The sequence below is a fragment of the Mesorhizobium sp. M0296 genome (genome assembly GCF_040321675.1).
Classification (GTDB): Bacteria; Pseudomonadota; Alphaproteobacteria; order Rhizobiales; family Rhizobiaceae; genus Mesorhizobium.
Genome location: NZ_JAMYRZ010000001.1, coordinates 84,830 through 108,253 on the forward strand (window position 1 = coordinate 84,830; position 23,424 = coordinate 108,253).

The 23,424-nt window shown below is 62.9% G+C and carries 23 protein-coding genes; 11 read left to right on the plus strand and 12 right to left on the minus strand.

Features of this window, described 5'->3' with window-relative positions; translation table 11 throughout:
• Positions 1-41: 41 nt before the first annotated feature.
• On the plus strand, positions 42-662 hold the full coding sequence (locus NKI97_RS00435) for a LysE family translocator (RefSeq protein WP_352832085.1): 621 nt from the start codon (positions 42-44) through the stop codon (positions 660-662).
• Between the two features lie 27 nt (positions 663-689).
• Here NKI97_RS00435 and NKI97_RS00440 read toward each other — a convergent pair whose 3' ends face one another.
• A complete protein-coding gene (locus NKI97_RS00440; RefSeq protein ID WP_352832088.1) occupies positions 690-1,490 on the minus strand; it encodes a lysophospholipid acyltransferase family protein in 801 nt (266 codons plus the stop codon).
• Positions 1,491-1,597: 107 nt separating this feature from the next.
• Positions 1,598-2,506, minus strand: coding sequence for a LysR family transcriptional regulator (locus tag NKI97_RS00445; protein ID WP_352832091.1), 909 nt, complete (start codon positions 2,504-2,506; stop codon positions 1,598-1,600).
• 131 nt (positions 2,507-2,637) lie between these two features.
• On the opposite strand from NKI97_RS00445, the gene NKI97_RS00450 reads away from it, so the two are divergent.
• Positions 2,638-3,258: a pyridoxamine 5'-phosphate oxidase family protein gene (locus NKI97_RS00450; protein WP_352540196.1), complete on the plus strand. Its 621-nt coding sequence runs from the start codon at positions 2,638-2,640 to the stop codon at positions 3,256-3,258.
• 29 nt (positions 3,259-3,287) lie between these two features.
• Here NKI97_RS00450 and NKI97_RS00455 read toward each other — a convergent pair whose 3' ends face one another.
• The 3 genes from NKI97_RS00455 to ftsE form a co-directional block, all read right to left on the minus strand.
• Positions 3,288-3,878 (minus strand): YdcF family protein, encoded by a 591-nt coding sequence (locus tag NKI97_RS00455; RefSeq protein WP_502898855.1) that lies wholly within the window; start codon positions 3,876-3,878, stop codon positions 3,288-3,290.
• A gap of 262 nt (positions 3,879-4,140) precedes the next feature.
• Positions 4,141-5,124: a cell division protein FtsX gene (locus NKI97_RS00460; protein WP_352452460.1), complete on the minus strand. Its 984-nt coding sequence runs from the start codon at positions 5,122-5,124 to the stop codon at positions 4,141-4,143.
• A complete protein-coding gene (gene ftsE, locus NKI97_RS00465) occupies positions 5,117-5,776 on the minus strand; it encodes a cell division ATP-binding protein FtsE (RefSeq protein ID WP_352832094.1) in 660 nt (219 codons plus the stop codon). Before ftsE ends, NKI97_RS00460 begins: the two co-directional genes overlap by 8 nt.
• Before the next feature lie 236 nt (positions 5,777-6,012).
• Between ftsE and NKI97_RS00470 the strand changes: the two genes are divergently transcribed.
• The 3 genes from NKI97_RS00470 (at position 6,013) to NKI97_RS00480 (ending at position 7,599) form a co-directional block, all read left to right on the plus strand.
• A complete protein-coding gene (locus tag NKI97_RS00470) occupies positions 6,013-6,303 on the plus strand; it encodes a hypothetical protein (RefSeq protein ID WP_352452459.1) in 291 nt (96 codons plus the stop codon).
• A 185-nt stretch (positions 6,304-6,488) separates the two neighbouring features.
• Positions 6,489-7,031 (plus strand): hypoxanthine phosphoribosyltransferase, encoded by a 543-nt coding sequence (gene hpt, locus NKI97_RS00475; protein WP_254816654.1) that lies wholly within the window; start codon positions 6,489-6,491, stop codon positions 7,029-7,031.
• A 196-nt stretch (positions 7,032-7,227) separates the two neighbouring features.
• The gene (locus tag NKI97_RS00480) at positions 7,228-7,599 is read left to right on the plus strand and encodes a response regulator (RefSeq protein ID WP_352452458.1); all 372 of its coding nucleotides are present in this window, start codon (positions 7,228-7,230) and stop codon (positions 7,597-7,599) included.
• Between the two features lie 18 nt (positions 7,600-7,617).
• On the opposite strand, the gene NKI97_RS00485 is transcribed toward NKI97_RS00480, so the two are convergent.
• Positions 7,618-8,568, minus strand: a complete 951-nt coding sequence (locus NKI97_RS00485) for a DMT family transporter (RefSeq protein WP_352832098.1) — start codon at positions 8,566-8,568, stop codon at positions 7,618-7,620.
• Positions 8,569-8,791: 223 nt separating this feature from the next.
• Here NKI97_RS00485 and NKI97_RS00490 point away from each other — a divergent pair, with 223 nt between their 5' ends.
• Positions 8,792-9,649: a LysR substrate-binding domain-containing protein gene (locus NKI97_RS00490; RefSeq protein ID WP_023677927.1), complete on the plus strand. Its 858-nt coding sequence runs from the start codon at positions 8,792-8,794 to the stop codon at positions 9,647-9,649.
• Between the two features lie 72 nt (positions 9,650-9,721).
• Here the strand turns inward: NKI97_RS00490 and NKI97_RS00495 are convergent, their stop codons facing one another.
• Both NKI97_RS00495 and NKI97_RS00500 read right to left on the minus strand, forming a co-directional pair.
• Positions 9,722-12,337 carry a TIGR02302 family protein gene (locus tag NKI97_RS00495; RefSeq protein WP_352745410.1) on the minus strand — a complete coding sequence of 872 codons (2,616 nt, stop codon included), beginning with the start codon at positions 12,335-12,337 and terminating at the stop codon, positions 9,722-9,724.
• A gap of 212 nt (positions 12,338-12,549) precedes the next feature.
• Positions 12,550-13,491, minus strand: a complete 942-nt coding sequence (locus tag NKI97_RS00500; RefSeq protein WP_352832101.1) for a threonine/serine dehydratase — start codon at positions 13,489-13,491, stop codon at positions 12,550-12,552.
• Positions 13,492-13,554: 63 nt separating this feature from the next.
• Here NKI97_RS00500 and NKI97_RS00505 point away from each other — a divergent pair, with 63 nt between their 5' ends.
• Positions 13,555-13,857 (plus strand): ArsR/SmtB family transcription factor, encoded by a 303-nt coding sequence (locus NKI97_RS00505; protein ID WP_352646661.1) that lies wholly within the window; start codon positions 13,555-13,557, stop codon positions 13,855-13,857.
• A gap of 10 nt (positions 13,858-13,867) precedes the next feature.
• Here NKI97_RS00505 and lysA read toward each other — a convergent pair whose 3' ends face one another.
• The 3 genes from lysA to argH all read right to left on the minus strand — a co-directional run bounded on the left by lysA (position 13,868) and on the right by argH (position 16,830).
• Complete coding sequence (gene lysA / locus NKI97_RS00510) at positions 13,868-15,136, minus strand: diaminopimelate decarboxylase (RefSeq protein WP_352743783.1); 1,269 nt, start codon at positions 15,134-15,136, stop codon at positions 13,868-13,870.
• A 15-nt stretch (positions 15,137-15,151) separates the two neighbouring features.
• Complete coding sequence (locus NKI97_RS00515) at positions 15,152-15,358, minus strand: hypothetical protein (protein WP_023677931.1); 207 nt, start codon at positions 15,356-15,358, stop codon at positions 15,152-15,154.
• A gap of 71 nt (positions 15,359-15,429) precedes the next feature.
• Entirely contained in the window at positions 15,430-16,830 is a 1,401-nt protein-coding gene (gene argH / locus NKI97_RS00520) for an argininosuccinate lyase (RefSeq protein ID WP_352832104.1), read from the minus strand.
• Between the two features lie 35 nt (positions 16,831-16,865).
• Between argH and tlpA the strand changes: the two genes are divergently transcribed.
• A complete protein-coding gene (tlpA, locus tag NKI97_RS00525) occupies positions 16,866-17,549 on the plus strand; it encodes a thiol:disulfide interchange protein TlpA (protein WP_352832106.1) in 684 nt (227 codons plus the stop codon).
• A gap of 2 nt (positions 17,550-17,551) precedes the next feature.
• On the opposite strand, the gene NKI97_RS00530 is transcribed toward tlpA, so the two are convergent.
• On the minus strand, positions 17,552-19,984 hold the full coding sequence (locus NKI97_RS00530) for a bifunctional diguanylate cyclase/phosphodiesterase (RefSeq protein WP_352832109.1): 2,433 nt from the start codon (positions 19,982-19,984) through the stop codon (positions 17,552-17,554).
• A 306-nt stretch (positions 19,985-20,290) separates the two neighbouring features.
• On the opposite strand from NKI97_RS00530, the gene ugpB reads away from it, so the two are divergent.
• From ugpB to ugpE, 3 genes are all read left to right on the plus strand, one after another.
• The gene (gene ugpB / locus NKI97_RS00535) at positions 20,291-21,601 is read left to right on the plus strand and encodes a sn-glycerol-3-phosphate ABC transporter substrate-binding protein UgpB (RefSeq protein WP_352832110.1); all 1,311 of its coding nucleotides are present in this window, start codon (positions 20,291-20,293) and stop codon (positions 21,599-21,601) included.
• Between the two features lie 81 nt (positions 21,602-21,682).
• Positions 21,683-22,567: a sn-glycerol-3-phosphate ABC transporter permease UgpA gene (gene ugpA, locus NKI97_RS00540; RefSeq protein WP_023677936.1), complete on the plus strand. Its 885-nt coding sequence runs from the start codon at positions 21,683-21,685 to the stop codon at positions 22,565-22,567.
• A gap of 8 nt (positions 22,568-22,575) precedes the next feature.
• Positions 22,576-23,424, plus strand: coding sequence for a sn-glycerol-3-phosphate ABC transporter permease UgpE (ugpE, locus tag NKI97_RS00545; protein ID WP_352832113.1), 849 nt, complete (start codon positions 22,576-22,578; stop codon positions 23,422-23,424).

Sequence of the window (23,424 nt, forward strand, 5' to 3'; positions counted from 1 at the left end):
CCCTACCATCCCTGCATCGTCGCAGGATGCAGGGACGCCGCATGGCCGGACAGGGTCTTCTCGATCAGCAGCTATGGCAGCAATTGCTGGCGCTTGTGCTGGCATCGGCCATCGTTATGGGCAGCCCGGGGCCGGCGACGATAAGTGTCACCGCGATCGGCGCCGCATTCGGCCTGCGCGATTCGCTCCGTTATGCCTCGGGAATCGTTGTCGGGACGGTCCTCGTGCTTTCGGTGGTGGCGACGGGCATCATGGCCGTTCTCACCGCGCTGCCGAAGCTCGCAGCGCTGTTGGCGGTCGCGTCAGCAGCCTACATCCTCTATCTGGCGTTCAAGATTGCGACGGCGCCGCCACTGGCGGCACGCATTGGTGGGGCGGCGCTTCCCACTTTCCTGGGCGGGTTCCTTCTGGCCGTTGCCAATCCGAAAGCCTATGTGGCGATTGCCGCCGTGTTTGCCGGCGCGTCTTCCGGCGCCGGCGGTCTTGCTATTTCAGCCAAGCTGGCGGTCCTCGCCTTGATGATTGTTGCCATTCATCTCTTGTGGCTTCTCGCCGGCGCGGCTTTTGCACGTTTGCTGCGCAAACCGCTGGCGTCGCGGATCATCAATCTGGTGTTTGCCGTGACGCTGGTTGCAACAGCCGCCCTGGCTGCCTTGCCGTGAGCCTTTCTGGCATCCGCGGCGGGTGTCTCAGCCTTTCAATTCAGGTTTCGCGTCCAGCTCACCAAGCCGTTTCACCGCCGTCGGCGGCATCGGCGGCGGGTTCGGCGTCTGCGACGCTTCGACGAGGAGCTGGTCGCAGGCGGCCTCCGTCTCGCCGATCAGCCGTTGCATGAATTCGTCCTTGCCGAGGCCGGGCGGGATCGGTGGCAGGAAGCGCGCCTTGATCGTGCCGGGATAGCGCAGGAATTTGCGGCGCGGCCAATAGAGGCCGGCGACGTGAGCGACCGGCACCACCGGAATGCCAAGTTGCGCGTAGAGTTCGACGATGCCGTATTTGTAGACCGGTTCGTCGCCCGGCGCCCGGCGGGTGCCCTCGGGATAGATGATCAGCTGGCGCGGATTGCGCGCCAATTCCTGTTTGGTCGCGGCGATCACCGTCTTCAATGCCTTCGAGCGGCTGCCGCGGTCGACAGGAATCATCCGCATCTTCAAAATGTACCAGCCGAAGAACGGGATCCAGGTCAGCTCCCGTTTCAATATGTAAACGGGATCGTCGAGATAAGGCAGGAAAGCGATCGTGTCCCAGAAGGACTGGTGCTTCGGCGCCAGGATGAAGGAGCCGTCAGGCAGGTTTTCCTGGCCGGTGATCTCACTTCTGGTGCCGGCGATCTTGTCGTAGAGCCACATGCTGGTGCGCGACCAGAATTTCGGCACGAACCAGGCGCGATGGCGTGGCGACAGGAAATAATACGGGGTCCAGAGGATCATCTGGACGATCAAATTGAGGTAGAAGGCGAGATTGAACGCCAGCGAGCGGAAATACAGCATACAGCAAGTGCCCGGTGAGGAGGTGTGCGTTGGTTACACCAAGCGCCGGCAAAAAGGAAACGCTGCGAGGCGGGCGATCGGCCCGGCGTTGCGATGGGCCGTCTTCGTCACGTTTGCCACGCTGCCTGCAGCAGGCGCTGTCTCAGGCGCGGGGCGGCGAAGTCGAGGAATGCGCGCAGCTTCACCGGCAGTAGCCCCTGGCCGGCATGGACGAGGCTCACCGGCCATGGGTCTGGCTCAAACTCTTGAAGCACCGGGCGCAGCGTACCCGACCGGACTGCGGCGGCGATCTGGTAGGAAAGCAGCCTCGTCACGCCGACGCCGGCAATCGCCGCATCGATCGCTGCCTCAGCCGTGTTGACCCGTAACCTGGAGCGGACCGGCACGGCGAATTCGGTCTTGCCGGTGGCGAAGGTCCAACTGGCAGCGGTGAGCCCTTCGAAGGTGATGGCACTGTGTGCTGCAAGCTCCTGCGGCGTTTTCGGTGTGCCGTGCTCGGCGAGATAGGCCGGGCTCGCGCAAACGACGCGGCGGATTGAACCCAGGCGGGTGGCGATCAGGCTCGAATCGGCAAGCTCGCCGATGCGGATGGCGAGGTCGATGTGCTCTTCGACCAACTGGGTTATCCGGTCGGCGAGTGTCAGCCGCACACCTACCTCAGGATAGACGGAGAGGAAGCTGGTGACGACCGGCAGCACATGCAGGCGGCCGAAGACGATCGGCGCAGTGACGATGAGTTCGCCGGTCGGGGCATTGTATTCGCCGGCGGCTATTCGCTCGGCCTCGCCGACCTCGTCGAGAATGCGACGACAGGCGGCGAGATAGGCATGGCCTGCATCGGTCAGCGACAGCTGCCGCGCCGAGCGGTTCAACAGCCGTGTCTTCAGATGCCGCTCCAGGTCCGAAACCTTGCGGCTGACCGTCGTCAGCGGAATGCCGAAGCGGCGCCCGGCAGCCGAGAGGCTGCCTGTCTCCGCCGCGGCAACGAAAAGCGACATGGACTGGAGGCGATCCATAGCTCTCCCGAAAATTTGCCCTCCCGAAAAACGGAAGGATAGATTGCAGATATGGCATCTGCATCTCGAAGATGGAAGGACCTATTTCCTGACTAGCAATACAGCGCAGCTTGGCGCTTGAGGAGGCTTCCATGAACGCCCACACCAGCGATGTTGCTTTCACCCCGACGGTGAAGGCGATTCAGGCGCGCAAGGGCTCGCGCCAGGCCTATGCCCGTGTCGAGGAGCGTGGCGGCTGGCAGGCGGCAATCACGCCCGATCTCGCCGCCTTCATCGAGGCGCAGACCAGCGTCTTTCTGTCGACCGCCAATGCGGACGGGCAGCCTTACATCCAGCATCGCGGCGGGCCTGCCGGTTTCCTCACGGTGCTCGACGAACGGACGATCGGCTTTGCCGATTTTTCCGGCAACAGGCAGTTCATCACCCAGGGCAACCTCAGCGACAACCCACAGGCTTTCCTATTCCTGATCGATTATGCGCACCGGCAGCGCATCAAGATCTGGGGCAGGGCGCGCGTCGTCGAGGGCGATGCCGAGCTGACGGCAAAGCTGATGCCGCAAGACTATAAGGCGCGACCCGAGCAGGTTATCCTGTTTACGGTTTCGGCTTGGGATTCAAATTGCTCGCAGCACATCCCGCAGCGTTTCGAAGCGGCCGACGTGGCGGCGGCGCTGGGCGAACGCGACAAGCGCATCGAACGGCTCGAACAGGAGATCGCACGCTTGCGATCAGATGCTGCAGCCAGGGAATAAGAGCTAGGGAATAAAAGTGCCGGTGCCGTTCAGTTTCCGCCCGCGGCGTCGGCCAGCGTGACGCCGTTGGGCGATTGCTTCACCGGCATGATGCCGCGCGCCAGCGCCAGCAGGTATTTGTTGTATTCGGTGAACAGCACGCGCAGCGCTTCTGGCTTGGTCAGCCAGCCGCCATTCTCGAGGTTGGTGTTGACCACCGGATAGGGTTCGAGCCTGGCGCCGTGCAGCAGCCGGCCCATTTCCAGCAGGCTGCGCGGCATGTGATAATTGTTGGTGACGAGAATGACCGTGCCGTAGGCATGGTCCTCGACCCATTTGGCACTTTCCTCGGCATTGCCGATCGTGTCGAGCGCGGCGCGGTCGATGTCGACGCAGCAGGAAAACAGCCTCTTGTCGCCGCCGGTCGCGGCCTGAAGCTGGCGGCGGCTGGCGGAGGGATGGACGCCGCTAATCAGCAGCCGCTCGCCCTTGCCTAACGCAAGCAAGCCCATCGCAGCGTCGAGGCGCGACTGGCCGCCGGTCAGCACGATGATAGCGTCGGCCCTTGCCGGATTGGCGGGCGTAGTCAGGCGGCTGACGGTATTGGCGAACCAGCCGAAGCCGGCGACAAACAGCGCCATAAAGGCGAGCAGAAGGAGAGCCGAGATGCGCAAGGAGCGGGCTGCCAGCAGCCGCCCACGTTCGGCGAACTGATCCGGCTTGGCAAATTCATCAGGCTCGGCGAATACAGGCGGGCGCGCAACCAGCACTGGCATGCATCCAGCGGTATCGGTCGAGTCCCGAACGTCCATCATGAAATGGTTAATCCCGAAATACGGCCTTTGGTAGGAAAAAAATGCAATTTTCGTGACGATGCGTTTTCATCCGTGATCGATCTTTCCTTTAGCCGGCGTCCGGCTGGCGAATGTCGATGTCGCTGAGATAGGTAACCACGGTGAAATGGGAGGTTGCCGCCGTCAGCGCGCCGATCACCAGCACCATGACAGCGACCCCGAGATAACCCGCCGAGCCGATGGCGAAATTGCCGAACAGGGCGGTCGCCTGGTCGGCCTGCGGCGTTGCCATGTTGCGTGACGACCACCAGGAGAAGACGATGAAGACCAGGATCGCCGCGGCGCCGCCTGCCGCGGCGCCCTTCATGCCGGTGACCAGAAAATGCCGGCGGAATTCGCGCGCGATGAAGCGCGCCTCGGCGCCGACAAAATGCAGCACCTCGATGATGTGGCCATTGCCGGCCATGGCGCCGCGCGTTGCGAATACCACGGTCAGCACCGTCGCCGACAGCATCAGCGCCAGCACTGCAATACCGATCGTTACCGTGGTGCGGGCCATGGCAACCAGCCGGTCGACCCAGGTGCGATGATCGTCGAGCGAGGCACTCGGCAGCTTCGGCGTGATCGCCGCGCGCAGTGCGGCGAAATCGGGCGGACTATTCTCCTCGATGGTGATGATGATCAAGCGCGGCACCGGCAGCTCATCGATGTTCAGGCCCGAGCCCAGCCAAGGCTCGAGCAGCCGGGCCGTCGCTTCGCGGTCGACGATCCGGGCGCTTTTCACGCCAGGGAATTCGCCGGCGATCTGCGAGGCCAGCGCAAGTGCGGCCTCCATGTCGAGGCCGTCGACCGGCTTGATCTGGATGGTCGCCTCGCGCGAGATCTGGTTCTCCCAGACGGAGGCGGTGTCACGCACCAGCGTGACTGCGCCAAACGTCAGGCAGGACAGAAACGTCATGATGGCGATGACCAGCACCAGCGCCCGGCCGGCGATGTTCTGCGCCGGCACGATCGGCGCCATTTTGCGCTGGACGCGGGGCTTTGCCGCCGCGGCGTCGTGACCCTCGAAATGTTCGACGGAGAGCTCAGTCATAGATGTCCAGCCTTCCGCCGGCCAGGATCATTCGCCGTGCGTCGACCTGTTCCATCAGGCCGAGGTCGTGTGTGGCGATCACCACGGCGGTGCCCAGCCGGTTGAGCTCGATGAACAACCGCAGCAAGCGTCGTGCCAGCGGCGGGTCGACATTGCCGGTCGGCTCGTCGGCGAGGAGGATCTCGGGCTGCTCGATCAACGCCCGGGCGATGGCGGCGCGCTGCTTCTCGCCGCCAGACAGCACCGGCGGCAGCACATGCATGCGCTCGCCGAGGCCGACCCATTTCAGCAGCTCGGTGACGTCGGTGCGATAGGTCGCCTCCTCGCGGCCGCGCACGCGCAGCGGCAATGCCACGTTCTCGTAGGTGGTCATATGGTCGAGCAGGCGAAAATCCTGGAACACCACGCCGATGCGTCGTCTCAGATGCGGCAATTCGGTACGCGAGATGCGCGAGCGGTCCTTGCCGAAAATGGTGATCAGGCCGCGCGTCGGCTTCAGCGACATGAAGAAAAGCCGCAGCAACGTCGTCTTGCCGGCGCCTGAAGGTCCGCTCAGGAACTGAAAGGAGCGCTCCGGAATGTGCAAGGAGATGTCGCGGAGAATCTCCGGACCCATGCCATAGCGGAGGCCGACATTTTCGAAGCGGATCACTTTCGACGACCTGAAATTCTCGGCGGCAAGATGCCAGCCCTTTCTGTGGAAAGACCATCGGCCGGCATGGTTAACCGACGGTTAATTTGGGGGCTTTTCGAGCGAGTCACAGGGGTTCCGGTGGGGAAGCGTTAACCATTTCCGTTTACCCAAAAGAAACGAACAGCGAACAGGTGCGGTAGTGTTGGGCCATGATGGCTGAGGATCGAACCGCGCGCCCGGTTTCCGGCGAAATCATGACCGATCCGGCCGCCGAGCCGGAACGCATCATGCGCGACGTGACCGCCGAGGTCATCGATGCCGACTATGAGGTGCTGCCCCGCCATTTTACACGTCCAGACTTTGCGCCACCGCCTGCGCGCATGATTTCCATGCCTTCGATCGAAGGCATGGACATGTTGCGCAAGCCCGAAACCGCCGTCGAACGGCCGTTGTGGGTGCATGGTGGGCCGATCTTCTGGATTGTCGGCGTCGGTGCCGTCTTTGCCGCCTTCTGGATTTCGGGCGGCCATGCGCTGGTTCGTTAGAGCGGCGCCAGAAAATCAACAGGTCACCAGATAAACGATCCGCGACGCGCTGCGGACACCCGACCGTTCGCGGGCGTCCTGCGAAAGATTTGGCCTTGCCAGCCGGCTCGACATGCCTAGAAACAGATTGAAGACCGTTTCGGTCGGCTTCGCCTACAAGGCGATCATTTCTGGAAGGGCAGCCAATGCCAGTTGTGCGCGGCAAGGACATCGAAGTCCTGTTTTCGGCGTCCGCCATCGCGCGGCGGAACCTGGAACTTGCCAAGGAGATCGCCGGGCACGACTACCACGACCTTCTGGTAATCTCGGTGCTGAAGGGATCGTTCATCTTCGCCGCCGATCTTATCCGTGCCATGCACGATGTCGGCCTGTCGCCGGAGGTCGAGTTCATCTTCATCTCCAGCTATGGCGCCGGCACGACCAGCGGTGAGGTGAGGGTGCTGCGCGACATCGACAACGAGGTCGCCGGCCGCGATGTGCTTTTGATCGACGACATTCTGGAATCCGGCAAGACACTGAGTTTCACCCGCGACCTCATGCTGTCGCGCGGCGCGAGGAGCTGTGCCATCGCCGTGCTGCTCGACAAGCGCATGCGCCGCCAGACCACACTCAACGCCGACTATGTCGGCTTTGACTGCCCCGATTATTTCGTCGTCGGTTATGGCATGGACGTCGCCCACGCGTTTCGCGAATTGCCGTTCGTCGGCATCGTCAAGGGCGACGCCTGAGGCCTTTTGAAAATTCTACTCCGGCGGTCATCTGACGCGGTTTTCTGCGCTTCCGGTGCTCACGGACTTGAATGTCCGCTCCGCTCCGGTTCTCGAAAGCCACGTCATATGCCTCGCCGGAGCGAATTTTGAAAAGGCCTCATGGCCTTCCTGGCTTTCAGGAAACATCAACTTTTCCTCGCCAAATATCCTGCCCATGGCAAAGCTCCTGATCGTCGAGGACGATGAATCCGTCCGCACTCTCGCCGCTCGCGCGCTCGAACGCGCCGGGCACAATGTCACTGTTGCCGCCGACGGCGCACATGGCCTTTCTCTGATCCGGGCGGCGCAAGGGAGCTATGACCTTGTGCTGTCCGACATCCGCATGCCGGAAATAGACGGCATCGAGATGGCCAAGGCGGCAGCAGCGCAGTTCCCGGCGATGAAGATCATGCTGATGACCGGCTATGCCGACCAGCGCGAGCGCGCCGAGGAATTGGACGGCATTATTCTCGACGTCGTGCAAAAGCCGTTCACGCTGGCTGAAATCCGCGCCCGCGTCGAACAGGCGCTCGCCTGCTTCGCCTAAGCCCAAGGCCGACCGCCTTCAGGCGGGGTCGCAGGTCGCCGTAATGGCTGGCGCGCCGCTCCGGCGCCGGCTGGCATTGAGCGCAAACAGGCCGGCGCCGATGATGAGGGCTGCGCCTGCCGCCGTCGCTGGTCGCGGCACTTCGGCAAAGAACAGAAAACCCCATAGCGGCGACCAGATGATACCGGTGTATTCGAAGGTGGCGACGCTGTTGGCGGGCGCCAGCCGGTAGGCCTGCGACAGCAGGATCATGCCGGCCGAGGCAACGAAGCCGCATGCCCCCATCTTGAGGAGATCCGGCGTCGCCGGCCAGACCCATGGCCGGACGAGGAATTCGAGGCTCGGATGCACGGCGTGGTCAATGCCTGCCAGCCAAAACAATGCCGCCACCAAGGCGGCGCCGACCAGATAAGCGCCGTTCTGATAGAAAGCCATGACAGTCGAGGATTCGGTGTCGCCGATCTTGCGTGCCATCAGCTGCGAGAAACCGTAGAGCAGAGCCGAACCTAGCGACAGCAGCGCTGCCCAGTCGAACAAGCCGGCGCCCGGGCGCACCATCACCAGCACGCCGAGCATGCCGACCAGGACGGTGGCGAGCGCCTGCCAGGACACGCGTTCGCCGAGATAGGGGCCGGCCAACGCCATGATGAACAGCGGCGCCATGAAATAGAGCGCCACCGCGTCAGCCAGCGGCAGGGCGGCGATTGCCAGGTAGTAGGCCGTATAGGAGGTGAACTGGATGAAGGCGCGCATCGTCAGCATGCCGAACCGCTTCGACAGGATCGCCTGCAATCCGACATCGGCGTGGACAAGGAAAACCAGGATCGGCAGGGCGACGATCGAGCGGATCGCCATCACCTCGGTGACCGGATAGTGGCTCGACACCGCCTTGACCAGCGGGTCCTGCAGCGAAAAGACCAGCACGCCGAGACAGAGGCTGAGGATGCCGAGCACAAGCCGATTCTGCATAGGCGCTCCTGTCTCCCGCGTGCGCGGCCGAAAGCAGGCCTGCATCCGGGTAAAAAGAACCCGCCACCGTTTCGGGCAGCGGGTACGAGTGAGGACTTTTGATTGGTCCGCAGCCGATTTCGCGGCCGCATATCCAATGGGTAAGGCGACTATCATCCGCCGTTTGACATGTTGCAAACGAATTGGAATGATGCCAGCAATCAGATTTTCTTATGGCGGGCACATGCGACCCAATCTCGACAGCGACCTGTTGCGCACCTTCGTGGCAGTCGCCGACACCGGCAATTTCACCAAAGCGGCGGAGCGAGCCGGCCGCACCCAGTCGGCGGTCTCGATGCAGATGAAGAGGCTCGAAGGCATGATCGGCGACAGCCTGTTCGAGCGCGGGTCGCGCGGTGTAGCGTTGACGCAGCGCGGCGGCGAACTCATCGCCAACGCCAGGCGCATCGTTTCACTGCTCGACGAGACGGCGGCATCGATGGTCGCGGCGCCGCTTGGCGGGCCGGTGCGCATCGGTATCCCGGAGGAATATGGCCACGCGATCCTGTCGCGGGCACTCGGCGCCTTTGCCAAGCGCCATCCTCAGGTCGACATCACCGTCCGCTACGCGCATTCCGGTGCGCAGATCGCGGCGCTCGCCGCCGGCGAGCTCGATCTGGCGGTGGTGTTCGAATGGCAGGATCTGTCAGGCGGCGAGGTGCTGATGCATGACCCGACCGTATGGGTGACGTCGGAGCTGCATCACATGCATGAGGAGCGGCCGGTGCCGATCGCGCTCTACAACCGTGCCGGTTGGTGCAAGGATTTCGCTATAAAGTCGCTGGAACAGCGCGGTCTCGCCTATCGTGTCGCCTACACCAGCGATACCAATGGCGGCCTGCGGCTCGCCGTCACCTCCGGGTTGGCGATTGCGCCGATCTCGCGCAGCAACATCCCGGCCGGCTGCCGCGAGCTTACGGCTGCCGACGGGTTCGGCGACATCGATTCCTCGAATGTGGTGCTGCGGCGCAATCCCAACGCTTCCGGCGAGGCCATCGACGGCATGGAAGAGGCGATCCGCGAGGCGTTCACCAACCGTTAAAACGTGCCGCTCAGTCCGGCGGTGGCGGCCTCCACGGACCGCACGGCGATCTTCCGAATATTGGGGGCAGCTTTACTTCAGCTCCAGCAACCGCTCCAGATAGCTGCGCTCGATATCGGGGCTGAGTGCATTGCCGAGCCGCTTGCGGATCGCTTCCAGGATTTGGCGGGCACGCTGCACGTCGATCTCGTCGGGCACTCTCACCGAACTTCCGTCATCGGGACCCTCGCTGGTGCGGGGCCGCCCGAGCGGGTCACGGTCGGCATTCTGCTGGCGTCCGCCCTGGCCGTTGCCGCCCTGGTCGCCTTGCATCGCCTGCAGTTGCTTCATCATGTCCTTGGCGCCCCTGCGCAAGGCTTCCAACGCGCGGCCCTGGTGACCGACGGCCTGGTCGCCTTCGCCCTCGCCGAGCGCCTGTTCGGCATTGCCCATGGATTTGCCGGCCTCGCCAAACCCCTCATTGGGGTCGAGGCCCATGCCTTCGAGGCTCTTCCTCAATTGATCGAGCTCGCCCTGCAGCTTGCCCTGGCCTTCCTGCAATTGCTTCAGCGCATCAGCAAATTCCTGCGGCGTCATCGGCTTCGGCCGGCCGAGCGGATCGCGGTCGTCACCCGGGCCGGGTTTGCCCTCTTCGCCCATCGGGCCTGGCTCACCGTTCTCGCCGAGCTGCTCGTCGCGGTTCTGCCCGCGCTGTTGCTGGCCGCGCTGCATCTGGTCCATACGGAAAGTGTCGTTCATCATCTCCTGCTGGCGCCGCATGATCTCGCCCAGCTTGTCCATCTGCTGGCGCATCTCGCTGTCTTGCTGGCCGCCTTGCTGCTGGCGGCCTGCCTGCAGATTGTTCATCATGTCCTGCAACTCGGACAGCAATTGCTGCGCCTGGTCGCGATTGCCGGATTTCGCCAGGTTCTCGATCTGGTCCATCATGCGGTCGATGTCGCTCTTGCGCAGTTCCTGACCGTTCTGCTGCATCTGTGGCGCATTCGGATTCTGCTGCGCCCGCGCCGCGAATTCCTGCAGGAACTGGTTCATCGCCTCGCGCAGTTCCTTCATCGCCTTCTCGATCTCTTGGTCGCTGGCGCCGTTCTTGATCGCATCCTGCAGCGCCTGCTGCGCCTGGCGCAGCCGCTTCTCGGCCGCCGACAGATTGCCTTCCTCAATGCCGAGCGCGATCTCCCAGAGGTAAGCGACCTCGTCGCGCAACTGGTCGTCGCTGTCTGCCATCTTCAGCCGGGTGCGGGCGCTCATGATGGCGAGGTAGTGCGCCATGTTGTCGAACGTGTCTTCCGGCCTGAGCGTGATTGCATCCATCAGGTCGAGCACGCGGTCCTTGGCATAGGCGTCGAGCGCCAGTATGCGGCGCTGCTCGACCACAGCCCGCGCCAACGGGTTGGAGAATGGCCGCTCCGGCATCACCAGCGTCTTGGTTTCGCTGGTCGCCGTGTGTCCGGCACCGTCGGTGGCGACAAGCGACAGCTTGACGTTGCCACCTGCCCAGACATGGTCGGTCAGATCCTTCGTCGTCTTAGCGGCATTGGCCTTGCCGCCGCGGCGCGGCAACGTCAGCGGCATTTCCGGCGGGCCATAGAGCGGATGCGCGTTGGGCACTTGCGGATCGGCCAATGCGAAAACCGCCTTGGCGGAGGCCGCGCCATAGTCGTCGTCGATCTGGTAGTTGAGTTCGAAGGCGCCGTTGACGGCGCGCTTCGGCTCGCCGACAAAGCGGATCTGCGGCGGCTTGTCGGGAATTATGGCGAAGGCCCAGCGGCCGAGCTCGCCGTCGCTGGACTGCAGCGTCAGCGTGCCGTCGGCCGTTAACTTGCCGCTGAACTGGCGCACGGTGGAAGGCGTTGCCGGACTTGCCTCAGTCTTGGCGGCTTGCGGCCCGGTCGGATCGATGGCGCGGGTGTTGCCGCCGGTGTCGGCGTAGCTCAGCGTTTCCTCGCCCGAACCGCCGGTGACGCGCAGCGACACATCGCTGCCCTCCGGAACCGTGAAGGTCGGCGGCGCTTGAGTGGCGTTGTTGGCCAGGACCGGGGCGTTGAGGAATACCGGCGGCCTGCCGGTATAGGCCGGCGGCGTCACCCAGGCGTCAATGCGCGGCGGCACGACGTCGCGGGCGGCACGGGCAACAAAACCGTCGCTCAGCCTGCCGCCCGATGGCCCGAAGGAGAAGGCAAAGGCAGTGACCAACAAAAGCGCGGCAACGGCGCGCAGCGCCCACGGGTCGCGTTCCGGCACGCGTGTGCGCGGCACGTCGCCGCCAAGCTCGCCCAGCCGGTCCGCCATGCGCCGCTGATGCTCGCGCCACAGGGCTTGCGAAAAAATGCTTTCCTTGCCGCTCGGGCGATCGGTCTGGACCTGCACCGGGCTGTGCAGCAATCGGTTGGCCGCCTCGATGCGGCGGTCGACCTCGGCACTGGATGGCGTGCGGAAGAAACGCAGTGGATAGAGTGCGGCAAGCGCTGCGACACCGAATGCCGTGATAAGACCGATCCGCGCCAGATCGGGCAAAAATGGGAACAGGCCGAGCCACGAAATGCTGAGGAACAGGCTGGCGACGATGATCAGTGGCAGCAGCAATGGCCAGCCGCGTTCGACGATTATCGAGACCTGCGTCCCCAGCCGGCTCAAGGCAAGGCGCCTGGCCAGACTGCGATCGCTGGTGAAAATGGGTCGTTGTGTCATCGGCCCTTCCTGGCCGGGCGGGATAGCCCAGGCCTCACGAGTCTATCGCATGGGCCCGAAAAGTCGATTTTCGGGAAGCACGATGCGAAGACCTAAAATCTTAGCGCGTACTTCGTGCGTCCAAGCGGATGCACATCTCCCTAAGGATACCAACAAACACGGCGAAGGCGAGGCGGTTCCCCAAAACGTGAACAATAATGCCCCGGATATTGTCAGAATTTCGCCGGATTGGCGTTTGCGCCGCAGACCAGTACGGCAACGCGCTCGCCTGCAGCCGGTGCGTAGCGGCCGGACAGGAGCGCCGCGAAGGCGGCCGCACCGCCCGGCTCGGAGATGATTCGCACGCGGTCCCACAGCGCCGCCTGGGCGGCGATAATGTCGTCGTCGCCGACCAGGATCGAGCGCTCGACGAATGCCTCGGCGATAGGAAACATCATTTCGCCGACACGCTTTGGCGCGAGCGAATCGGCGGCGATGCCCTCAGCCGGCGCGTCGACGGGTCGGCCCGCCTCGAAGGCGCGATGAAGCGTCGGCGCACCCTCCGGCTCGACCGCGATTATCCTGATGCGGCCGGAAAACCAGGCGGCGATGCCGCCGATCAGCCCGCCGCCGCCGACGGCGACCAGCAGGGTGTCGAGCTTCGGCAGGTCGGCCTCGATCTCGAGGCCGAGCGTGCCTTGCCCGACCAGCGTCTCCTCCTGGTTGAAGGCGTGGATCTGCAGCGCGCCGGATTTTTCGGCGAAGCTCTCGCTGGCGGCCAGCGCCTCGGCATAACGGGCGCCGCCGACGATCAGCTCGGCGCCGTAGCCGCGGATGCGGTCCAGCTTGGCCTGCGGGCTCACTTCGGGAACAAAGATGGTCGCCTTGTGGCCGAGCCGCATGGCGGCATAGGCGACGGCGGCACCGTGGTTGCCGCCCGATGCGGCGCCGACGCCGGCCGCAGGAACCGGCCGTTCGAGGAGATTGGTGAACGCACCACGTACCTTGAACGAGCCGGAATGCTGCAAGCACTCAAGCTTCAGGTCGACAGGCAGAGGCGGGCGGCCGAAATCTGCCATGTCGACGCGCAGCACCGGCGTGTGGCGCACGAAGGGCCGGATGCGGGGTTCTATCGCCGCAATGCGCTCGCGTGTGATCGTGTGGCCGTGCAGCATGGTTTCACTCCCAGAGTTGACATTCAGAGTTGACATAACTTAGTAACTTGGCAAAGTGCCTAAATGCAAGAGATCGATGTCTTCAAAGCAATCGCCAACGAGCGCAGGCTGCAGATCCTCGATTGGCTGAAGGACCCGCGAGCGCATTTTCCGTCGCAGACGGACGGCGATCTGGTCGAGGACGGCGTCTGCGCGCTGCTGATCGCGGAAAAGCTGGGGATCACCCAGGCAACGCTCAGCGAGCATATGCGCGTGCTCACCCAGGCAGGGCTTTTGCGCAGCAAGCGCATCAAGCAGTGGATATTCTATCGCCGGAATGAGGACAGAATCGCCGAGACCAGGGCGCTCATTCAGCACCGGCTGTAGCTGCAGAGTTCTACTCCAACCAGTCCGGCACCGAGTCCAGTCCGATCAGCTCGTCATAGGTCTGGCGCGGGCGCACAACGTGGAAGCGGTCGCCGTCGACCAGCACTTCCGGTACCAGCAGCCTGGTATTGTAGGTGCCGGCCTGAACGGCGCCATATGCGCCGGCGGTGGAGACAGCGATCAGGTCGCCGGATTTCAGCCGGGGCAGGTCACGGTCGAGCCCGAGATAGTCGCCGGTCTCACAAACCGGGCCAACGACGTCGACCTTCATGCGTGGTGCAGCGGCCGGCTGCTGCGCCACCGGCCTGATGTCGTGGAAAGCGTCGTAAAGCGTCGGCCGGATCAGGTCGTTCATCGCGGCGTCTACGACGAGGAAGTTCTTGGCGTCGCCCTCCTTCACGAAGATCACCTGCGAGACCAGGATGCCGGCATTGCCGACGATCAGCCGGCCTGGCTCGAACGTCACTTTCAGCCCAAGTTTGGCAACATGCTTCCTGACGATCTGGGCATAGGCATCGGGCAAAGGCGGCGGGTTGTTGTCGACGCGGTAGGGAATGCCAAGGCCGCCGCCGACATCGATGTGCTCGATGGCATGACCGTCGGAGCGCAAGGCGCCGACCAGCTCCACCAGCAGCGCAAAGGCGTCGTCGAAGGGCTGCAATTCGGTGATCTGGCTGCCGATATGGGTGTCTATGCCGGTGACCTTGATGCCCGGCAGCTCAGCCGCGCGCGCATAGACCTTCCGCGCATGCTGCCACGGAATGCCGAACTTGTTCTCGGCCTTCCCAGTCGAAATCTTCTTGTGCGTCCTGGCGTCGACATCCGGATTGATGCGCAGCGAGATCGGCGCGATCTTGCCCAGCGCGGTGGCGCGGGCCGACAGCAGCTCCAGCTCCGGTTCGGATTCGACGTTGAAACAGAGAATGCCGGCCGAGAGCGCAAAATCCATTTCGCGAGCGGTCTTGCCGACGCCCGAAAACAGGATCTTGCTTGCCGGGATGCCGGCCGTCAAAGCGCGGCGCAATTCGCCCTCCGAGACCACGTCGGCGCCGGCGCCGAGCCTTGCCAGCACCCTCAGCACGGCCTGGTTGGAATTCGCCTTCATGGCATAGCAGACGAGAGCATCGAGCCCGGCAAAGGCCTCGGTGAAGACGCGAAAATGCCTGGTCAGCGTCGCCGTTGAATAACAGTAGAACGGCGTGCCGACGCTGGCGGCGATGTCTGATATCGCCACGTCCTCGGCATGCAGCGCGCCGTCGCGGTAGTCGAAATGGTTCACGAGATTGGTCCGAAATCAGAGCAGCGGGTCGAGGATGAATTTCTTGTCCTCGACAGGTTTTTCCGGCTCCGGCGGCAAAGGTTGCTTGGCCTTCTCGGCGTCCTTGCGGGCCTGCACGGCTGCCGCGTACGGCGTGTCGAGCGCAGCCTTCCTGCCGCAGGCCGCTACGGTGGCCATTGCCGCCAGCAGCGTCAGCGTCACCAAAATCCTGCTTCCGGTCATCGTGCCATCCGTCCGAAACTGTTGCCCGCAGCCGCTTCTAGCCGAGTTTTGCGGCCATTGCACCCCGCGTCTTACGCCTTGGCGAGCCGCTTTTTCCAGTAGCGGATCTGCTTGCGCACCTCGGACGGCGCGGTGCCGCCGAAGCTCGTGCGGCTCTTTACAGAATTCTGCACGGCAAGAACCGAAAACACGTCGGCGCTGATACCGGGGTGAATGGACTGCAGATCCTCCAGCGAAAGCCTGTCGAGCCCGATCTTCCTGTCCTCGGCCAGCGCCACCGCCCGGCCAGTGAGATGGTGCGCCTCGCGGAACGGCAGGCCGAGCGTGCGCACCAGCCAGTCGGCGAGATCGGTCGCAGTCGAATAGCCGGCGCCGGCCGCATTTTTCATCGCGGCAGTGTTCACCGTCATATCGCGCACCATGCCAGTCATTGCCGCCAGCATCAGGTCGAGCGTCTCGGCCGCGTCGAAGACGGATTCCTTGTCTTCCTGCATGTCCTTGCCATAGGTCAGCGGCATGCCCTTCATCACCGTCAGCAGGCCGACGAGATGCCCGGTGACGCGGCCGGTCTTGCCGCGCACCAGTTCGGCAGCGTCGGGATTCTTCTTCTGCGGCATGATCGACGAACCCGTCGAGAAACTATCCGACAGCCTGACGAAGCCGAATTGCGGCGTCGACCAGATGATGATCTCTTCGGCCAGCCGCGACAGATGCGTCGCGCAGATCGCCGCCAAGCCCAGGAACTCGAGCGCGAAATCGCGGTCCGAAACACTGTCGAGCGAATTGCGCATCGGCTCGCGAAAGCCAAGCGCCTTCGCCGTCTGGTGCCGGTCGATGGAAAAGCTGGTGCCGGCAAGGGCGGCGGCGCCGAGCGGGCTTTCATCCATCCGCTCAATCGCATCGCGGACGCGAGACAGGTCGCGTGCAAACATCTCGACATAAGCCATGCAGTGGTGGCCGAAGGTCACCGGCTGCGCCGCCTGCATGTGGGTGAAGCCCGGCATCACCGTTGCCGCATGCTCCTCGGCCCGATCCAGGAACGCCGTGATCAGGCCCTTCAGCGCCTCGGCGACACGAAAGCATTCGTCCTTGACCCACAGCCTGAGGTCGACCGCCACCTGGTCGTTGCGCGAGCGGGCGGTATGCAGGCGGCCGGCGGCGGGGCCGATCAAATCGGCCAGACGGGCCTCGACATTCATGTGGATGTCTTCCAGCCTGGTCGAGAACTCGAAGGTGCCGGCCTCGATCTCTGCGAGGATCGTGTTCAGCCCGTGAGCGATTTTTTCTTGATCGGCCGCCGAAATAATGCCCGTTTGCGCCAGCATCTGGCTATGGGCGATCGAGCCGCGAATATCCTGCGCATAGAGTTTGCGGTCGAACGAGATCGACGCGTTGATCGCTTCCATGATTGCGGCCGGACCCGAGGCAAAACGTCCGCCCCACATCTGGTTGCTGGCCTTCTTTTCGTTCATCGCTATAACCCGTGCTCCGGAGCAGTTTTTCAAAAATGGCAGACGGCAATAGATTTTTCCCGGCTTTGCGTCTCATCCTCGCCGCTTTGGTTGCGGGCGTGCTGGCCGGCGCGGTCGCGGTATATGTCAGGGAAAGCAGTTCTGGCAACAAGGCGCCCGCGCAAGTGGCCGCCGGCGGCGGCAAGGACGACGTCGCCTGCGCCGCCAAGACCGACCGTGCCAAGAAGATCGCCGCCGCTGCCACCGGCCAGGTTGCCGCGCTTTTGCCGGCGGATCCGCCGCAATCGCTGAAAAGCCTTGCCTTCAACGGCCCCGACGGCAAGCCGACGACGATCGCCGATCATGCCGGCAAGACGGTGCTGCTCAATCTGTGGGCGACATGGTGCGCACCTTGCCGCGCCGAAATGCCGGCGCTCGATGCGCTGCAGAAGGAGATGGGCAGCGATGCGTTTCAGGTTGTTGCCGTCAACATCGATGCCGGCGACGATGCCAAACCGAAGAAGTTCCTGAAGGACACCGGCGTCAAGTCGCTCGGCTACTATCGCGATGCCACGATGGCGCTGTTCAACGACGTCAAGACGCGCGGCCTGGCGCTCGGTCTGCCGGTCACCATGCTGATCGATGGGCAAGGCTGCCTGATCGCCCATATGAATGGCCCGGCCGAATGGTCGGGGCCGGATGCCAAGCGTCTGGTCGAGGCGGCGCTTCAGCCGGGATAGGCTCAGACCGTGCGCAGGCGCGGCTTGAGCACGGCAATGCTTGCGCCGCGTCGGCTGGCGGTGCGGATTGCCGGAGCGGCCACGCCCGTCAGTTCCCCGAATGTCTCGATCGGAGCCGGTTTGCCGAGGTAGTAGCCTTGCCCGATCTCGCAAGCCTCGGCGTCCAGGAACTGCAATTCACCCGGCGTCTCGATGCCTTCTGCCAGGACCGGCAGGCCGAGGCCGCGTCCAAGCCCCAGCACCGCGCGGACGATCGCCGCGAACTGGCCGTTCTTATCGACCGATTTGATGAACGACCCGTCGATCTTGATCTTGTCGAAGGGAAAGGCGCTAAGGTTGGACAGCGAAGAATAGCCGGTGCCAAAATCGTCCATGGCCACATGCACGCCAAGCGCCTTGACCTGCCTCAAGGTTGCCAATGCGCGCGGCATGTCCTTCACCAAAGCCGTTTCGGTGATCTCCAGTTCGAGCCGGCCGGGTGTCAGGCCGGATCTCGCTAGTGCGTCGTGCACCTTGCGGCTGAAATTCGGATTGTGAAGCTGCACGGCGGAGACATTGACGGCGACCATCAGCGGGTTTGTCCAACGAACAGCATCGTTGCAGGCCGTCGTCAGCACCCAGTCGCCGATCTGCGCGATAGCGCCACTGTCCTCTGCCACTGGGATGAAAACGGCCGGGGAAATATCACCCCGCTCCGGATGCTGCCAACGGACCAGGGCTTCGAAGCCGATCATCTTGCCGCTGCGGATTTCCCTCTGCGGCTGGTAGACGAGATGGAACTCCTTGCGGGCGATCGCCTGGCGCAATTCATGCTCCATCACGCGCTTGTCGCGGGCCGCGGTGCCCATGGCTACCTCGAAAAACCGGTAAGTGTCCCTGCCTTCGGTTTTGGCGCGATGGAGTGCCGTGTCGGCATGGCTGATCAGGCCGGCCTGGTCTTCGGCATCCAGCGGAAAGAAGGCGATGCCGATGCTGGCCGAGACAAGGCCGGAGCCAACTGAAATCCTGTTTTCCTCCCGGATCGCCGCCAGCACGTCCTCGGCTATGCGGCCTGCGGCCAGGGGGTCGGGCAGGTTCGGAGCTATGATGGCAAATTCGTCGCCGCCGAGACGCGCGAGCATCTGTCCGTGGCGCGGGATGCCAGAAATGCAGTGCGCCAGCTTCTGCAGCATCGCGTCACCGGCGCTGTGGCCGTAGAGGTCGTTGACCTGCTTGAACCGGTCGAGGTCAAGCAGCAGGAGCGCCAGATACCCATCCTTGCCGCCACGACCCATCGAAGCGATTTCCGCTTCGAGCCGGGAAGAAAAGCTCCGGCGATTGGCAAGCCCGGTAAGCGGATCGAAATGTGCGAGGCGGAGGATCTCTTCTTCCGCCTTCTTGCGCTCCCGGATGTCGCGAACGGCAAGCACCGTATGAGGCCTGCCGCAGTACGTGATCTTCCTGGCGATCAGCTCGACAGGAATTCTCGCGCCGTCGCTGCCCCTTAATTTCGCTTCCTGCGCCTGTTCGCCGAAGCCGGACATATCGGCTGCGCTCTGTCCGTCGAAAAGCTCGCCGAGTTGCATCGTGTTCAGGGTGGCTGTCGCGGTGCCGGTCAGCTTCGCCATACTGTCATTGGCGCTGACGATGCGGGTGCCATCGCAAACGATCAGACCTTCCACCGCCGCATTGGCGAGATCGTGCATGCGATCGGCCTCGAGCTTCTGGTGGCGAATGCGCAGATCGATCCACAGCGCGGCACCTGACAGCACAAGGATTACCAGACTGGCGACCGCTGCGGCAAAGGCCTGGGAAATGGGCTCGATGGAATGTTCGGATATTTCAATCGAGGAATCCGGAAAGATCGACACTGCGGCCATTGCGATGAAATGCAAGCTGCAAATGGCCAGCGTCAAAAGCGCGGCGCCGCCGAGAGTGGCGAGCGCTGACGGGCGACGCAAGACGACAAGAAGCGCCAGTGCCGCGAGCGTCCCGCCGGCCAGAAGCGATATCGCGACAAGGGGCAGGTTCCACACGATCCGGCCTTCCACCTCGAATGCCGCCATGCCGATGTAGTGCATCGTCGCGATGGCGCCACCGAGAATGGCGCCGCCGACGAGGAAATGGTCGATGCCGCGGCGCAAGGTGGCAACCCACATCCCAAGCGCGGTCAGGATGACGGCGGCGGCAAGCGAAAAGGCGGATAATCCCGGATTGTATGCGTTAGGTATTCCCGGCGTAAACGCAGTCATGGCGATGAAATGCGTCGCCCATATGCCGAACCCGGTCGCAGTTGCGGCGATCATCAGCCAGACAAGCCGATTTCGGTCGGTCGATCGGCCGACATGCTTAAGGAGATTAACTGCTGAGAAGCAAGAAATGCCGCAGACGAGGGCGGCAAGTGCGACCAGTCTCAGGTCGTGCTGACTTACAATACAGTTATAGACCGTCAGCATCCTGGGTTCACTCGGTCTGCCAAAAAACAGGGGAGGTGTGACTGATTAGCCCTTGGAGATTTTAACGAATGGTTAACCCGCGGGTCATGAGGCGGGTCTTTTCGGGGGAAACCAGACAGATGTATGCCGCTCTGCCGAGAGGGGCGGTGGTGCAGTCCCCTGACGCCGCGCTTTCGGTAGCGAGCGCACTTCAGTCGGAAACGATGTTCATTGATCCGCAACAAAACCGTTGTCCGATTGTCATCAGCGCCACATATTGGCTTTGCGGAAGCGCCCCTTTCGCCAATGACAAACGGGAGATGAAACATGAAGTTCTTCGGCTTCGCTGCCGGTGTTGCCGCCACCTTGACCCTGCTTTCCACCACCTCCGCCTTCGCCGTCACGCAGATCAGCTGGTGGCACGCCATGACCGGCGCCAACGCCGAGGTCGTCGACAAGATCTCCAAGGATTTCAACGCAAGCCAGAGCGACTATGAGCTCGTTCCGGTGTTCAAGGGCACCTATCCGGAGACGCTGAATGCGGGCATCGCTGCCTTCCGCGCCGGACAGGCGCCCGATATCCTCCAGGTGTTCGACGTCGGCACCGGCGTGATGATGGCGGCCGAGGGTGCGATAAAGCCGGTGGCCGATGTGATGACCGGCGCCGGGATGACTTTCGACAAGAGCCAGTATCTGCCCGGCATCGTCGGCTATTATTCGAAGCCGGACGGCACCATGCTATCGTTCCCCTACAACTCTTCCTCGCCGATCCTCTACTACAACAAGGACATCTTCCAGAAGGCGGGCCTCGACGTGAACAATCCGCCCAAGACGTGGAACGAGGTGTGGGAAGCTGCCAAGAAGATCAAGACGAGTGGCGCCGCCCCTTGCGGCTATACCTCGACCTGGCTGACCTGGATCCATCTGGAGAATTTCGCAGCGTGGAATGACGTACCTTGGGCTACCCAGCAGAATGGCCTCGCCGGCGGTGATGTCGAACTCAAGATCAATGCGCCGATTTTCGTCAACCACTTCCAGGCGCTCGCTGACCTGGCCAAGGACGGCACGTTCAAATATGGCGGACGCACCTCCGAAGCCAAGCAGATATTCCTCGCCGGCGAATGCGGCATCTTCACCGAATCGTCGGGCGGCCTCGGCGATATCGTCAAGTCCGGCATGAACTATGGCATCGGCCAGCTTCCTTACGACAGTGACGCCAAGGGTGCCCCGCAGAACACGACGCCGGGCGGTGCCAGCCTGTGGGTGTTCGGCAACAAGTCGGACGAGGAATACAAGGGCGTCGCGGCCTTCTTTGCCTATCTGTCCAAGACCGATGTGCAGGAATATCTGCACCAGAAGTCGGGATACCTGCCTGTGACGCTCGCCGCATACGAGGCGACCAAGAAATCAGGCTTCTATGACAAAAACCCCGGCCGCGAGACACCCATCCTGCAGATGACAGGCAAGGCGCCGACCGACAACTCGAAGGGCGTGCGCCTGCCGAATCTGCCGCAGGTGCGTGATATCCAGAATGAGGAGTTGGAGAAGATGCTGGCTGGCCAGCAAACCGCTCAGCAGGCGCTCGACAATGCCGTCGCGCGCGGCAACGTCGCGATCAAGGAATCGCTGGAGAACTGACGGGATTATCTCGGTTAGTCGGTTGGAATATCGCCCACGCGGGCTCGCGTGGGCGATACCTGGATAGCGAGGGAAATCAGCCTGTCTCCACGCGTCGTCTTTCCCAACAAGATCCTGCCCTACCTGCTGGTGGCGCCACAACTCGCCATCACCCTGGTTTTCTTCTACTGGCCGGCCGGTCAGGCGCTTTACCAGTCGATGCTCAGGCAAGACCCGTTCGGGCTGAAGAGCAGGTTCGTCTGGTTTGCCAATTTCCGGAAGGTGCTGGCCGATCCGGCCTACCTCAACTCGATCAAGGTCACCGTAGTGTTCTCTCTTGCGACCGCGATCGTTGCCATGGTTGTCGCCCTGCTGCTCGCGGTCATGGCCGAGAAGGCCGTGCGCGGCAAAGGCCTCTACCGCACACTGTTGATATGGCCTTACGCCGTGGCGCCGGCGATTGCCGGCATGCTTTGGCTTTTCCTGTTCAATCCCTCGATCGGCTCGTTGGCCTATTTGCTGAGAAGCCTCGGCATCGTATGGGACCCGCTACTCAACGGCACCCACGCCATGATCCTGCTGGTGTCGGCTGCTGCCTGGAAGCAGATCAGCTACAACTTCCTGTTCTTCGTCGCCGGCCTGCAGGCGGTGCCGAAAACGCTGATCGAAGCGGCGGCCATGGACGGCGCCGGCGAAACCAAGCGCTTCTGGACCATCGTCTTCCCGCTGCTTGCGCCGACAACCTTTTTCCTGCTGGTCGTCAACACCGTCTATGCCCTGTTCGACACGTTCGGCATCGTTCATGCCGTCACCGGCGGCGGGCCGGGCAAGACGACCGAGACGCTGGTCTACAAGGTCTACAATGACGGCTTCGTCAATCTGATCCTGGGCGATTCGGCGGCGCAGTCGGTCATCCTGATGGCCATCGTCATTGCGCTCACAGCGATCCAGTTCCGCTATGTGGAACGCAAAGTCCATTACGGCTGAGGGCAGCGATGATCGGCCAGTCCCCGCTCCGCACCTTCATCGCCCATGCCGTGCTCATCCTCGGCATATCGATCGTGGCTTTTCCGATCTACTACACCTTCGTTGCCTCGACGCACACGCTGCAAACGATCCTCAGGCCGCCCCTGCCGCTCTTGCCCGGCGGCCAGCTATGGAACAATTACAGCGAGGCGCTGTTCGGCGGCATCGGTCGTATCGGCGGGGTCAGCGTCGGCAGGCTGCTCCTCAACACCACGATCATGGCGCTCGGCGTTGCGGTGGGAAAGATCTTCATCTCGATCCTGTCGGCCTACGCGATCGTGTTCTTTCGCTTTCCGCTGCGCATGACCTTCTTCTGGCTGATCTTCATCACCTTGATGCTTCCAGTCGAGGTGCGCATCCTGCCGACCTACAAGGTGATGGTCGATCTCGGCATGATCGACACCTATGCCGGCCTGATCGTCCCGCTGATCGCCTCGGCCACCGCAACGCTGCTGTTTCGCCAGTTCTTCATGACCATACCGGGCGAATTGGTCGAGGCGGCGCGTGTCGACGGTGCCGGGCCATGGCGCTTCTTTTTCGATATTCTGGTGCCGCTGTCGCGGACAAACATCGCCGCGCTGTTCGTGATCCTCTTCATCTATGGCTGGACGCAGTATCTTTGGCCGCTGCTCGTTACCAACAGCAACGACATGAACACCATCGTCATCGCGCTGAGAAAGATGGTTTCCTTCGCCGATGCCGACACCCAATGGCACCTGGTGATGGTCACGGCAATGCTGGCCATCGTGCCGCCGATCCTGGTGGTCGTGCTGATGCAACGCTGGTTCGTGCGCGGTCTGGTCGAATCCGAAAAGTGA